The following is a 14,924-nucleotide window of genomic DNA, read 5'->3' as shown; positions in this document are numbered from 1 at the left end:
ATTTAAATAATCAGCTATTAAACTGTTCAAGTAAATTTTTGCACAATTCAACAGCATCCATTGCATTTTTAGCATAACCGTCTGCACCAATTTCATTTGCAAAATCTTGTGAAACTGGTGCCCCGCCAACAATTATAAGCTTACTTTGAAATTTTTCTTTCAAAACTTGAACTGTTTTTTGCATCGCTAACATTGTTGTTGTCAACATCGCAGATAAACCTACTATATCAGGATTTTCTTTTTCAATCCCATCGATAAATTTTTCAGTTGATGCATCAACACCAATATCAACCACATTAAAACCATTACCTTTCAACATAACTCCAACTAAGTTTTTTCCAATATCGTGGATATCTCCTTTCACTGTACCAAGCAAAATTTTTCCCTTCAAATTACTTGAATTAGTTTCTTGAAGAAGCAAAGGCTCGATCATATTCATTGCTGTCTTAAAAGCTTTGGCAGACATTAAAACTTCAGGCAAAAACATAATTCCATCTCTGAACCTGATGCCAACTACTTCCATTCCTTTTAAAAGTGCATTATCCAAAATTTCCTTTGGAGAGATGTTTAATTTCAGAGCTTCTTCAACATTCTCACTCATTAAATTATAATTTCCATTAATCACGAGTTCAGAAATTTTGCCAAGGATTGATGCTTTCAATTCATCCATCATAATTAATTTTATTCGCTATTTTTTTAATCGTTCTTATATGTTCAGGAGTAGTTCCGCAGCAACCTCCAAGAATTTTTACACAATTATTAAAAAATTTTTCTACATAAGGTTCAATAAATTCTGGAGTTTCGGGATAAATCACACTGCCATTTTTCAATTGTGGAATACCGGCATTTGGTTTTGCAATTAAAGGAAGGTTTGTGAGATTTTTCATTTCACAAATTATTTCAAGAGATTGATTGAAACCTTCTCCGCAGTTTGTTCCAATCATTTGCACATCCCAACTCGAAACACGATTCACAAAATCCTCTATACTTTCTCCCATCATTGTAAAATATCCATTTGGATTTTTTTGAAATGTAACTGTAACTGAAATAGGCAGACTCAATCTTGATCGAATTGCACTAATAATTATCTCGGCTTCGTCAAGAGATTGAACTGTTTCGATATTAATAAAGTCAGCTTCACTTAAACCTTTTGCCTGTTCATAAAAAGATTGGAAAGCTTCATCTTTTGAAATTTCACCGAATGGTTCAATCAACTCACCGAGTGGACCGACTGAAGCAGCCACAATTTTCCCTTCTGCTGCTCTTCTGGCAAGCTCAACTGCTTTCGAATTTATCTCATATATTTTTTGTTCGAGCCCAAATCTCTTAAGTCTGAGATAATTTGCTCCAAAAGTATTTGTCTGTATAATGTCCGATCCGGCTTTGACATATTCTTGATGAATTTTCAAAATTATTTCAGGATAGGAAAGAATTAATTCTTCAGGACATTTATATTCATCAGTAACTAAACTCTGGATCATCGTCCCCATTGCCCCATCAAAAACCCAGACTTTCTGTTTAGAAAGGAAATGCATAAGAATTAACTAAAATTTCTGATAGACTGGAATTTCTTTGTTAGCTGTAATATCAACAACATTTAAATCATTTGATAAATAAACTAATTCAACACGATAAATTTTTTCTTTCGAATGTTCTGATAAAATTATAAATCTTGGTTCTTCAGAATATTTAAATCTAAAATCTTTTGATTTATTTATTCCTGCCTTCCCGCTCCTAAAAATCGAGGTTTTATAAATTTGATAAAGTTGTCCATTTGGAATTGAAGCAAGAACTAACGCTTTAATGTTTGGTTTCGCATGTTCATGAATAATTTGGATTATATAAGTCAAACAAGGAATTTCTTTTTCTTGGAGATGATAATACAAAGGAAGATTAGGATTAAATTTATTATGCACTCTGTACGAGGATTGATTAATAGATATATTAATCTTTCCTTTATAATCTGAAGGATTGCTTAACAAGGCTGTTTTAATATCAATATGTATGATTGCATCTGGTACACAAAACATCAAATCGGAACCAATAGGTGAAGAATTAGGAAACTTAAATATTGGAGCAAAGAAATGATGAAAAATTCTTTCAGCACCAGTTTCAAGATCAGATGCCTGATAACCCGATCGAGCAGTTTTGATAAATTGTTTGTACCAGTCGTTTAGTATTTCTATTCTAGAATTTAACCCCTGAATGATATGTGTTAAATCTTGAGTTAAGTGAAATTTAATGATTTTGAAGTAATCATATTCAACTTTTTCTAGTTCTAAATCACTTAACATAAATGATTTGCTCTATGTTTTTTACTCTCTTTTTAATTATTTCCAAAAATTCAGGAACAAGCTCGATTAAAATTGAACTTCTTCCCAAGTCTTCAGCAACTTTTCCTGTAGTGCCAGAACCTGCAAATGGATCTAACACGATACCATTTTGGGGACAACCAGCAAGTATGCACATCCTGACTAACTCTTCGGGGAAAACAGCAAAGTGAGCATCAGCAAAAGGCTGTAACTTAATTTGCCAGACATCACCTGGATTTTTGCCCTTAGGATGAGGTTTAACCGTTTGAAGAACCAGATGAGTTTCTGTAATCCATCGATCATAGCGATCATCAAATTGTAGAATTTCTTTCAATCTCGACCAATCTTCAATTGAAGGGATTGATCCTCCTTTGCCCCAATGTCCACTATCTTTTCTAAACCAATGACTTGCTGTATCTCGATAGCCTAAGATTTTGTCCAATTCTTTTATTGTAATTTTTCTTTTTTCTCTCCAATATCTCAAATAATCAGCAATTAAACTTTGATAAACTTTAAATCTTCTTTGAATGACAAAATATTCTCCAAATAAAGATTTTCTTGCACCCGGTGAGGCACCCCGATTTTCTGGACTCAATTTAAATTTACCATTATAATTTGATCTTGATTGAAATGAAAGCGAATTATCAAACAAAGATGGCTGAAGTGTTAAAGTAATTTTATCTAAGTTTATTTTTTCGGGGAGTGATGGAATTGGAAAGTCATCACAATTTTTATGGTATTCTAAGTCAAACTCGTTCTTGGATTGAAATCCACATTTGGGGCAGTAAAGATTTATTTCAATTTTTGATTCTTGATTAAAATCATTGAGCAGCTCAAACGAAACTTCTTTATTCTCCCATAAAATTTCAGCTAAAAAATTCCCGTCTGCATCTTTGTAAATATTCTTTATTATCCCGTTTAACTTTTGATTCTTTTTTATGGAATTTTCGACTGGATAACCAACATATTCCGAAGGATTTTTTAACTCATTCTTATTATTTGTAGAGATTCGAATTTCATCTAGAGAGAAATAATACTTGTGCTTAGAATCTTTCTTAACAAACAAAAAAACTGGTTCATAAACATTGGTTAATCTGCTTTCAAATGAAGAGGGCATTGCATTGGGTTTGTACCAGATTATCTTATTAATTAATGCCCAACCACTTTTTTGAAGTTCAATCGCAAGTAGCTCGGGAATTAGAAGTAATTCTTTGTCCTGATACTTATATCCAACATTAAGGAAAAAAGTCCCAAATGGTTTTAATACTCTTTTTACCTGATTAAAAACTTCAACAAGATTTCCTATATATTCTTGATAAGTTTTTTCCTGACCTAACTGTTTAGAATGTTTATAGTCTCTTTGTTTCCAGTATGGAGGTGAGGTAATTATACAATCAATAGTCTCATCGGGAATGAGACGCAAAGATGACATCACATCCCCGATGAAAACAGAAACCTTTGGATTTAAATTTTCAGTGACTAAGTATTTTTCAAAAATGCTTTGTTGTTCTTTAACAAAGCTTTTAGATTTTATACTTATCCTTTTTATGGGATATCCTTTTTCACTCATATCTTGAATCTTAATCAGCCATTAAACAGGCAATTGCTGCTGTGTTTACGATGTCATCGACACTGCAGCCGCGACTTAAATCGAAAATTGGTTTTCGTAAACCTTGTACGATTGGACCAATTGCTTCAGCACCGCCTAGTCTTTGTGCAATTTTATATCCAATATTTCCCGCATTCAAATCAGGGAAGATCAAAACATTTGCGCGACCTGCAATTTCGCTCCCTGGTGCTTTCGATTTACCGACTTTCTCTACAATAGCAGCATCAAATTGAAGTTCACCATCGACTTTTAAATCGGGTCTTTTCTTCTTAACAATTTGTGTTGCATTTCTTACTTTATCGACCATTTCGTGTTCAGCACTGCCTTTGGTTGAAAATGAAAGCATTGCAATTAAAGGTTCTTCACCGACAAGCTTACTGAAGTTATCAGCAGTTGAAATTGCAATATCAGCGAGTTGTTCTTCATTTGGATTTGGAACAACTGCACAATCGGCAAAGGCATATACTTTTTCAGGCAGAACCATCAAGAAAAATGAAGAGACAATTGAAATTCCTTCGGGCATTCCGACACAATGAATTCCCGCTCTCAGCACATCAGCTGTTGGTGATGCAGACCCGCCAACAAAACCATCTGCCATTCCTTCGCGAACCATCATTGCGCCAAAAAAGAGATTATTTTTCATCGTCTCTTTAGCTTTCTCAAAATCCACGCCTTTGTTTTTTCTCAGATTGAAATAAATGTTAGTGAAGTCCGTGAGTTTATCGGATTTAAGTGGATTGATAATCCTTACACCCTGTAAGTCAACATTGAGATTTTTTGCATCTTCTCTGATTTTGTTTTCATCACCGAGAAGAATCACAGAGCAGATATTTTCTTTCTGCAATTTCTCTGCTGCTTTAATGACTCGTTCATCATGAGCTTCAGGAAGAACGATTGTTTTTCTTCTTTGTTTTGCTTTTTCTTTGATTTGTTCAATTAACCCGCTCATCACTAATCCTCATTTTTTATTTTTTTCTACACAAAATTAAGAAGAATATAGTTTAATATTTTGAAAGTTAGCCAATGGTCAGACTTGATATATGTGAGTTTTGAACAGTAAACTCTTATAAACATACATTCGTGATTGAGTTATGAAGTTAAGTGTGTTTGATTTTGTACTAATGAATTAAATCTCTTTGATTAAAAAAATGTTAGAGTGACTTGATTTTTGATTTTAAAACAAAAAAGCCCTGCAGAAAGATTCAGCAGGACTTTTTCTAAAATTATGAATAAACTTTATTCAACTTCTTCGACTTTATATGGTGTAAATACAAGTTTACCCTGTTCACCTAAATCAATTCTAACATTATCACCTTCTTGAATTGAACCTTTAAGAATTTCTTGAGCAAGCGGGTTCAATACCAATCTCTGGATTGCTCGTTTCAATGGTCGAGCACCAAAGGTCACATCGTAACCGACTTCAGCGAGCCATTCTTTTGCTTCATCGGTAACTTCAAGCGTAATGTTCTTTTCAGCAAGCATCTTACCAACATTAGCGAGTTGTAATTCGACAATTTTAAGGATTTCAGATTTTGTCAATGGTTTGAAGAGAATTATTTCATCAATACGGTTCAAAAACTCTGGACGAATGGTTTGTCTTAATAAATTAGAAAGTTGAATTCTTAACTCACCCATTATCTCGTCACGGTTTTCATCTGTCAGGTATTGCAATTTATCTTGAATGAGATGTGAGCCAATGTTTGATGTCATTATAATGATTGTGTTTCTGAAATTGACCGTTCTACCTTTATTATCAGTTAATCTACCTTCATCAAGCACTTGAAGTAAAACATTGAAAACTTCGGGATGAGCTTTTTCAATCTCATCAAGCAGAACAACCGAATAAGGTTTACGACGAACAGCCTCCGTTAACTGTCCACCCTCTTCATATCCAACATATCCCGGCGGTGCACCAATTAATCTGCTGACAGAATGTTTTTCCATATACTCAGACATATCAATTCTAATCATTGCTCGTTCATCATTAAATAGAAATTCTGCCAAAGCTCTCGCCAGTTCTGTTTTACCAACTCCAGTTGTTCCAATAAAGATAAATGAACCGATTGGACGATTTTGATCCTGCAGTCCGGCTCTTGCTCGTCTTATTGCATTTGCAACTGCAGTAACAGCTTCATCCTGACCAACAACTCTTTGATGCAATCTCTCTTCAAGATGCAAGAGTTTTGACTTTTCACTTTCAAGCATTCTTTGAACCGGAATGCCTGTCCATTTTGCAACAATCTCTGCAATGTCTTCAGCATCAACCTGTTCTTTTAGCATCTTCTTATCTTTTTGAACTTCAGCAAGTTCTTTTGTTTTTGCATCAAGTTCTTTTTCGATAGCTAAAAGTTTTCCGTATCTGATTTCAGCAACTTTAGCGTAATCACCTTCTCGCTCATAAGTTTCAGCCTGATGCTTCAAATTCTCAATTTCTTCTTTCATCTGACGAATTGCTTTAATCAAATCTTTTTCTTTCTGCCAGTGAGCTTTCAAAGCATTAAACTCTTCTCTCGCATCGGCAATTTCTTTTTCAATATCAGCCAAACGCTCTTTAGTAGCTGCATCCGAATGAGAACCAGCAAGATCAATTTCCCTCTTCAAAGCTTCTCGTTCAATTTCAAGCTGTTTGATTTTCCGATCAAGTATATCAAGCTCTTCAGGCATCGAATCGATTTCAATTCTAAGTTTTGAAGCAGCTTCATCAATAAGATCAATTGCTTTATCCGGCAAGAATCGATCGGTAATGTAACGATATGAAAGTTGAGCAGCTGCAACAATAGCCGAATCTGTTATCTGCACACCATGATGAACTTCATATCTTTCTTTTAATCCACGAAGGATTGAGATTGTATCTTCAACGCTTGGTTCATCAATTAAAATGGGCTGAAATCTTCTTTCAAGTGCTGGATCTTTTTCGATGTGTTTTCTGTATTCATCAATAGTTGTTGCACCTATGCAGTGTAATTCACCACGAGCAAGTGCAGGTTTCAATATGTTTGCAGCATCAACAGCGCCTTGCGCAGCACCAGCTCCAACAAGAGTATGAATCTCATCAATGAATAAAATTATTTCGCCATTGGATTCTGTAACTTCTTTCAAAACCGCTTTGAGTCTTTCTTCGAATTGTCCGCGAAATTGCGTTCCTGCAATTAAGGCGCCCATATCAAGGGCAACTATTTGTTTTGTCTTTAAATTCTCAGGAACATCTCCTTGAACAATTCGGTGAGCAAGTCCTTCAGCTATTGCGGTTTTACCAACGCCAGGTTCACCAATTAATACAGGATTATTTTTCGTTCTTCTCGAAAGAACTTGCAAAACTCTTCTTATCTCATCTTCTCTTCCGATAACCGGATCAAGTTTGTTCATTCTTGCAAGTTCATTCAGATTGCGGCCATATTTTTTCAAAGCCTGATAAGTTTCTTCAGGATTTTGAGAACGAACACTCTGAGTACCACGAATATCTTTTAAAACTCTTAAAATACTTTCCTTAGTTACACCCTGAGCATTTAAAATCTTGGCAATATTTGATTGATCGGATGCAATTGCAATCAAGAGATGCTCTGTGCTTATATATTCATCTTTCAAAGCGTTTGCTTCTTTCAAAGCTTCATCGAAAACTTTTGCAAGACTTTGCGAGATATATTGATTTCCAACTGAGGCGCCCGTTACTTTTGGCAGTTTTTCCAATTCTTCGTTAATCTTAATTTTTATATAATTAACATTCGCACCAAGTTTTTGAAGAATTGGAAGCACCACCCCATCACTTGATTGAATTAATGCAGCCAGAAGATGGACAGGCTCAATCTGTTGATTAGAATAATTTTGAGCAATCTCTTGAGCTTGAGCAATCGCCTCCTGAGATTTCAGTGTAAATTTGTTAAAATTCATAGATTTTTTTCCTCCTTTTTGAAATTTTTTTGGGCTTGTGATGTGAAATTACCCAAATTTCGCTCTTCTTACTATAATGGAAATTAAAAGGTTTCAAGAAATTTCTAATTATTTAGATTCAAATTGCGGATAAAAGTCTCAAAAAATTTATACAGATTTAATTCGAAAAAATCGATGGGCTTATATTCAAAAAAATTACGCTTATTTATTTTAGAGGTCACGCATCATTTATTATTAAGTTATACCCCAATGACTTCGATCAAGCGAGCGATACTGAATAGCTTCGCCTATGTGGTGCGGAAGGATATTATTACTTCCTTCAAGATCTGCAATTGTTCTTGAGACTTTTAAAATTCGATCATAAGCTCTTGCAGAAAGTCCAAGTTTTGTTATTGCATTTTTTAATAACTCTTCACCCGTCGAATCAATTACACAGAATTTCTTTACAAGTTTATTATTCATACTCGCATTTGAATATATTCCGGGATAATCTTTAAATCTCTTTAGTTGAATTTCACGGGCACGAGTTACTCTCTCTCGAATATCCTTCGAACTTTCTCCTTGATGAGCTGCTAACAACTCTTTGAATTTTACAGCTGGTACTTCAATGTGAATATCTATTCTATCCAAAAGTGGACCAGAAATTTTTGCTAGATATTTTTGAATTTGCTGGAGAGTACAAGTGCATTCTTTAGTTGGATCGGTATAATAACCACAAGGACAGGGATTCATAGCAGCGACCAACATAAAATTTGATGGAAATTCTAAAGTCAATTTAGAGCGGCTGATTGTAACTTTTCGATCCTCAAGCGGTTGACGCAAGACTTCAAGAACATTCTTTTTGAACTCGGGCAATTCATCTAAAAATAGAACGCCATTATGAGCAAAAGAAACTTCGCCCGGTTTTGGATAACTACCACCACCAATCAATGCAACATCTGATGTTGTATGATGTGGATTCCTGAACGGACGGTTTGTGATAATTGGACTATCGTGATTCAAAAGTCCCGCTACTGAGTGAATCCTTGTTGTCTCAAGAGCTTCTTCAAAAGTCAAAACTGGAAGGATAGTTGGAAGTCGTCGAGCTAACATAGTTTTACCTGAACCTGGAGGTCCAATCATCAAAATATTATGCGCACCTGCAGCAGCAACTTCGAGCGCTCGTTTTACATTTTCCTGTCCTTTTACTTCAGAGAAATCGATTGGATATTCAGTGGCTTTTTCAAAAATTGAACGAACATCTGTCTTAATGGGAATCCGTGAGTCAATATCGCTTAATATTTCAATGCATTCGTTTAATGTATTTGCAGAATAGACATCTAAGCCATCAACGATACTTGCTTCAAGTGCATTTTTTTCTGGAAGAATTACACCTTTAAATCCCGATTGTTTTGCTTTAATACAAATTGGAAGAATACCATGAACTGGTCTTAAATATCCATCGAGCGAAAGTTCACCGAGAATTAAATAGTTTTGAAAGTTATCAAGCTGAATCGATTCATTTGCTTGAAGAATGCTTAAAGCAATTGGCAAATCGTAAAGGCTTCCTTCTTTTTTGATATCAGCCGGTGCTAAGTTAATTGTAATTTTTTTATTTGGGAATTGATAACCAGAGTTTTTGATTGCGGCAATTACTCTTTCACGACTTTCTTTCACAGCATTATCGGGGAGACCAACAATTGCAAATCCAGGAATCTGACTCTCTATGTGCGTTTCAACTTCGACAATGAGTGCATCAATTCCAAAAGTTGCAGCGGAAAAAACTTTTGCAAACATAGAATGCTTCCAATTTTTCTAAAATTAAAGAATGAATTTTGTAGATACAATATTTTTAGATAAAAATTTACCGCTCCATTTCTTAACTTTGCTAAAAATTTTTCACAACCAATGATGAAAACAAATGATACCAATTAAAGACGACATTCCATCACGTAGTTACCCTATTGTTAATGTAACTCTAATTGTTTTAAATGTAATTGTTTTCTTTTTCGAGCTTTCGCTTGGCGATCATTTAGAATCATTCGTGCGAACATTCGGTGTAATACCGGTTAAATATTTTTATTCTGGAGTTCGATTAGAAGATGGTAGTGTAATCTTATTTTCTCTCGAAGAAAAAATAATTCCTCTTTTCACATCAATGTTTTTGCATGGTGGATGGTTTCATTTGATTGGCAATATGCTTTATCTGTGGATTTTTGGTGATAATGTTGAAGATAGAATGGGACATTTTAGATATATTTTATTTTACATTCTTTGTGGACTTGCTGCAGCTGGTGCGCATATAATTACAAATCCAGAATCAAACATTCCAACAATTGGTGCAAGTGGTGCAATTTCAGGTGTTCTTGGCGCATATTTGATGCTTTATCCTCTGGCAAGAATTGTTGTAGTCATTCCGATTTTGTTCTTCTGGGATGTTATAAAGTTGCCGGCGTTAATTGTACTCGGTTTTTGGTTTGTTACTCAAATTTTTCAAGGAACGCTTGCTCTTGCAATTGAAACAACAGCAACGGGCGGAGTTGCCTGGTGGGCTCATATCGGCGGATTTGTTTTTGGAATGATTGCGGTAAACATTTTTAAGAAGAAAAGTCGAAAACCTGTTTATAGAGATTTTTGGTGGGAAAGATAACCGAGAATTTTTTTTGATAAACTTTAATTGATGTACTGCTTTAGGTAATAATTTGTATTTAGTTCTTCACCAGTTGCGATTTTTATGACCTCTTTCCAGTGTAAAGATGAGCCGTATCTAAAAAGATTTTTTATCAGGTAATCACCAACTTCTCTATTATTGATTATAACATCATTCCACAGATCATTTGAATTTAAAATGTTTTTATGGATGTAATTATTTAATTGTGAAGAAAGAACTTCGCCTAAAAGATAATTATGATAATAAACTGGAGATGTTGCAATGTGAATCTTTGTTGTCCAATCGGGCTTATTTCTATTCTTCGGTTTATTGACTAACAAATATTTTTGGTGCAAGTCCCACCAGAGTGAATTTAAGTCCTGATCGGGATTTTCATAAAGAGCTTTTTCAAATCTATACATTACAAAAACCCATCGAGCAAAGATTACCTGATTCATTTTTGTGAATTGAATTGCCGAATCTTTTATTTCATCTATACTATTATTTGCAAGCTTAAAAATTTCTTTAATCCAGATTGGATGAACTGAAAGTTTACCAAATAATTGTGCAATCGCTTCAGTAACAAAAATATGTGCCGCATCCCGCAGAATGAAAGGCAAGTGTAAATTAATGTTCTTATCATAGACGGCGTGACCGTATTCGTGAAGAAGTGTTCCCATCCAGTCAACATTTGATTTTACATTGCACAAAACTCTTACATCCTTAGAACGATCAATGCTAATACAAAATGCGTGTTGATTTTTGCCAGGCTTTTCGAATAAGTCGCTTCTTTCAATCAAATCATCAATTTCGAGGCCAATGCTTGTAAAATATTTTCTTGTGATTTCGACAAGATCTTTGCCTTCATAAAATTTATCGAAGTTTAAAAGATAAATTGGCGGTGCTTCTTGAAAAAATCTTTGCTGATAATGCCAGATTTCTAAATCATCTTCTTTAATATTGTATCTTTTTGCAAGATCAGCGTCAATCTTTCTTTTTATTTCAGAAAATTTCTCATTAGTACTGGATTCAAGTTCGGAAAAAATTTCGTCGAGTTCATTTTCATCAAGCTCTGAAAGGACAATGCTCATTTCGTGGTAATTTTTATAACCAAGAGATCTTGCCTGTTCGTTTCTTAGTTTGACAAGGTTTTTCAAATCATTAACAATCAGCTCACCAATTTCTTTACTTGCTTCCCAGACTTCTTGAAGAATTTTTGAATCAAGTTCATTTTTTAAAATTTCATTTACATCATTATCAGTTAAAGTTTTACCATTAAATTTAGCCCTAAAAGTTGCAAATACATTTTCAATTTTATTCTGAAGATTTGTTATCTCTTCAAGTTTATTGAGGTCGTATTGATTTGGGAGAAATTCGTTGTAAAGAATTTTTATCTGTCTTTTTGTAAGCGGATCAAAATCCTCAATCTTTGAATAAAGCTGCTTTATCTCTTCAAAATATTTTTTATCTCTAAAAAGTTTAATCAACTCAAGTTGATACTTTGTAACTTCATTCCAATTTTCTTCCGTTCCGTTAATTGAAGCATCCCAGTAAGCACTGGAACTTTTTATGTACAGATTCCGGAATTTCTCTTCAAACTCTTGTAAAAATTTAATTTGATTATATGTCATAAAATTTTCATTCCTACTGAATAAGACAAAATATAACAGCAAGAAGATTTATACAATAGAAAAATTGAAGTAGAATTGTTGAAAAATTTTATCAATAAAATAATTACAACCGACTAAACTTCTGCTTTCTTCTCATATAAAATTTTTTGCATTTCGGCGGCTATACTTAATGCGATCTCCTGCGGTGTCTCACCTCCAATATCAAGCCCGATTGGTGAATGCAAATTAGATAAATCAACTTCACCAAAAATTTCCTTGATTTGATTCTTTAATTTCTGAGCTTTGGTTTTTGATGCAATCACACCGATATATCTTACCTTTAAATTTCGAGCATAAATCTGTTCTATTACATCAAAATCGTGACTGTGTCCGTGAGTCATAATAACAATAAAAGCATCTTCGGGTGGATTAAACCTATAAGCATACTCAGAATAATCAGATAGAATAATTTCATCGGCATAAGGATTTGTTTGTTTGTTTGCGAATTCAGGACGGTTATCAATTAAGATTTTATGAAAGTTCAAAAGACTTAGTTGTTTTAACAATGCCTGACCAACATGTCCACCTCCAAAAACATAAACAACTGGCTTCACACCAAATACTTCGTACAAAATCCAGCACCGACCGCTGCAGCTCATACTAAGTACTTTTGCTTCTTCTTTTTCTTTAATTGCATCAGCTGAAAGAAGATATTCGACAACTCCATTTTCTCTGGATTTCATTCTTCTCATCGCTTCAAAAATTACTTCCCTTTCAATTTCGCCGCCGCCAACTGTTCCAAAAGTTTTATTTTCATCTTCGACTATCATTCTAAATCCGAGTTTGCCAGGTGTTGATCCTTCAGTCTTTACAACAGTTGTAAGAACGAATGGTTTGTTTTGCTTTACAAGTTCAGAAATTTTTTCAAATATGTTCATCGTTCAAATCCCATTAGAAAGTTTTTGATAATCTTCAATTGTATCAATGTCTTGATGAATTTCAGGGTAAGAACACTCCCAGATTTTTTGATTAAACTCATATCCATTTTTTAGAAATCTAAGATTTGACTCAATAGGTGCAGTTAAAATTAAATTAATTACTTTTTGGTTAATGATAATTGGATGACCTAATCTGCTGAGATAGGAAGGTTGTATCCAATCAAATTTTTCGTCAATCTGTGAAATAAATTCTGGATAAAATTTTTGTGGCAGTCCTGGCTGATCAATATGATGAAGCAATACGAAGCTCGAATTTTTTACTCGTCTCAATCCACATTGAATTGAACTGAACATTCCTTTTTCATACATCTCATTGACTTCAAGAATTAACTTCTCTTGATTATCACGGTAAATTTTTTCATCTGAAATTAATTTAATCATCTTTTCAGCATCGTAACCAAAGACAATTACAATTTTCTCAGAGAAGAATAAAAGTTTTTCTAAAATATTTACAATAAATGGTTTCTCATTAAATTCAAGAAATGCTTTTGGTTTTCCGATTCGTCCTGATTTACCAGCAGCCAGAATAACTGCGCTTAAATCATTTTGCATCTAATTCTTCAAGTAATTGTTGATAAGATTTTGGTCTGACTTCTTCATTCCACTTTTTCAGTGAATCCAGATCTTTTAATCCATTCCCTGTAAACATCAATAAAGAATTTTCATTGTCATTAATCATTCCGTCCCGAATTGATTTTTTGAAACCGGCAAAAGCTGCTGCTGACGATGGCTCAACAAAAATTCCAAATTTTTGAATCACCTCTTTCTGTGCATCAAGGATTTCAGTATCGTTTACTTCAATGGCAAAACCTTGAGAATTAATTATTGCTTCATAAGCCATAAATAAATTTCTCGGAGCGGCAGCACAAATACTATCTGCAACTGTTTCCGCAGATTTAAATTCAAATTTTTGTGTCTGATAATACCTCACAATTGCATTGCTGCCTGAAGATTGAACGGCAATTAACTTTGGTAATCTATCAATTAATCCAAGTTTATTTAATTCAGAAAATCCCTTATAAATTCCGCCTAAGATTACACCATCACCAGCAGGTATGAAAATATTATCTGGAATTTCTCCCTTGAACGAAATGAAAATATCATAAGCAGCTGATTTCTTCCCTTCGATAGTTAACGGATTATAAGCAGTGTTGCGGTTAAACCATTTTTTCTTTTCTGAAATTTCGAGACACAGATCGAATGCATCGTCATAAGTTCCATCGACAATAAAAAGATTTGCACCATAAGATTGAATTTGAATTCTTTTTGATTCAGGAATTGTCTTTGGAACAAAGATATTTGCTTCTAATCCAAGTCGTGCACAAATTCCAGCAATCGAGGAACCTGCATTACCTGTTGAAGCTGCTGAGATTTTTTTCAATCCAAGTTGAATTGCTTTGAGCGCAACTAATATGCTTGCTCGATCTTTATAAGAAAAAGTTGGATTTCTAGTATCATCAAAAGCATAAAGATTAAAGTTTTCAAAATTTAATTTGATCAAAGGATTTGTTGAAAGTGTTAATGAGTTTAAGATGCTCTTATCAATTTCCGGAAAAAGATTCTTGGCTTCATCAAACTCGAGAGGAAGTATTTCTGGAAAATTCCAGATGGAGCCAGGTAAAGAATTCAAAAGTTTGTGCTTCAAGTCAGATTTTTTGATTTGATCAAAATCGTATTCTATTCTCAAAACTCCATCAAGAGGTTTATTTCGATCGGCTTTTCCGCAATCTGGACAAAGGTAAATCAGATTTTCTTCAATAAAATTTGATGAGAATTCCTTTTCACAGTTTGAACAATAATAAATGTATTTGCTCATCGCTCACTTAAAATTTATTGACTTTTAATTTTATTTATTACCATTTAAAACCACACAGAATT

12 protein-coding genes are annotated in these 14,924 nt (G+C 33.9%); 1 reads left to right on the top strand and 11 read right to left on the bottom strand.

Going from position 1 to position 14,924, the window contains the following annotated elements:
• Nucleotides 1–10: 10 nt before the first annotated feature.
• The 7 genes from HPY57_08095 to HPY57_08065 all read right to left on the bottom strand — a co-directional run bounded on the left by HPY57_08095 (nt 11) and on the right by HPY57_08065 (nt 9,585).
• Nucleotides 11–670: a corrinoid protein gene (locus tag HPY57_08095; GenBank protein NPV11734.1), complete on the bottom strand. Its 660-nt coding sequence runs from the start codon at nt 668–670 to the stop codon at nt 11–13.
• On the bottom strand, nt 663–1,535 hold the full coding sequence (locus HPY57_08090; protein NPV11733.1) for a 5-methyltetrahydrofolate--homocysteine methyltransferase: 873 nt from the start codon (nt 1,533–1,535) through the stop codon (nt 663–665). The genes HPY57_08095 and HPY57_08090 overlap by 8 nt, the downstream gene beginning before the upstream one ends.
• A gap of 9 nt (nt 1,536–1,544) precedes the next feature.
• Nucleotides 1,545–2,294, bottom strand: coding sequence for a hypothetical protein (locus HPY57_08085; protein ID NPV11732.1), 750 nt, complete (start codon nt 2,292–2,294; stop codon nt 1,545–1,547).
• Nucleotides 2,284–3,882, bottom strand: a complete 1,599-nt coding sequence (locus HPY57_08080; protein ID NPV11731.1) for a site-specific DNA-methyltransferase — start codon at nt 3,880–3,882, stop codon at nt 2,284–2,286. The genes HPY57_08085 and HPY57_08080 overlap by 11 nt, the downstream gene beginning before the upstream one ends.
• Before the next feature lie 10 nt (nt 3,883–3,892).
• Entirely contained in the window at nt 3,893–4,870 is a 978-nt protein-coding gene (gene pta, locus HPY57_08075) for a phosphate acetyltransferase (protein ID NPV11730.1), read from the bottom strand.
• 287 nt (nt 4,871–5,157) lie between these two features.
• Nucleotides 5,158–7,809: an ATP-dependent chaperone ClpB gene (clpB, locus tag HPY57_08070; protein ID NPV11729.1), complete on the bottom strand. Its 2,652-nt coding sequence runs from the start codon at nt 7,807–7,809 to the stop codon at nt 5,158–5,160.
• A 234-nt stretch (nt 7,810–8,043) separates the two neighbouring features.
• Complete coding sequence (locus HPY57_08065) at nt 8,044–9,585, bottom strand: YifB family Mg chelatase-like AAA ATPase (GenBank protein ID NPV11728.1); 1,542 nt, start codon at nt 9,583–9,585, stop codon at nt 8,044–8,046.
• Between the two features lie 124 nt (nt 9,586–9,709).
• Between HPY57_08065 and HPY57_08060 the strand changes: the two genes are divergently transcribed.
• A complete protein-coding gene (locus tag HPY57_08060; GenBank protein NPV11727.1) occupies nt 9,710–10,438 on the top strand; it encodes a rhomboid family intramembrane serine protease in 729 nt (242 codons plus the stop codon).
• A gap of 23 nt (nt 10,439–10,461) precedes the next feature.
• Here the strand turns inward: HPY57_08060 and HPY57_08055 are convergent, their stop codons facing one another.
• The 4 genes from HPY57_08055 to thrC all read right to left on the bottom strand — a co-directional run bounded on the left by HPY57_08055 (nt 10,462) and on the right by thrC (nt 14,862).
• Nucleotides 10,462–12,069, bottom strand: coding sequence for a peptidase M3A and M3B thimet/oligopeptidase F (locus HPY57_08055; protein ID NPV11726.1), 1,608 nt, complete (start codon nt 12,067–12,069; stop codon nt 10,462–10,464).
• 113 nt (nt 12,070–12,182) lie between these two features.
• On the bottom strand, nt 12,183–12,986 hold the full coding sequence (locus HPY57_08050) for a hypothetical protein (GenBank protein ID NPV11725.1): 804 nt from the start codon (nt 12,984–12,986) through the stop codon (nt 12,183–12,185).
• Nucleotides 12,987–12,989: 3 nt separating this feature from the next.
• On the bottom strand, nt 12,990–13,598 hold the full coding sequence (locus HPY57_08045) for an NTP transferase domain-containing protein (protein ID NPV11724.1): 609 nt from the start codon (nt 13,596–13,598) through the stop codon (nt 12,990–12,992).
• Entirely contained in the window at nt 13,588–14,862 is a 1,275-nt protein-coding gene (thrC, locus tag HPY57_08040) for a threonine synthase (protein NPV11723.1), read from the bottom strand. Before thrC ends, HPY57_08045 begins: the two co-directional genes overlap by 11 nt.
• Nucleotides 14,863–14,924: the final 62 nt, after the last annotated feature.

This window comes from Ignavibacteria bacterium (assembly GCA_013177855.1).
Classification (GTDB): Bacteria; Bacteroidota; Ignavibacteria; order Ch128b; family Ch128b; genus Ch128b.
Note: the sequence above shows the minus strand (reverse complement) of the source record. Positions and strands in the feature narration are given on the sequence as shown.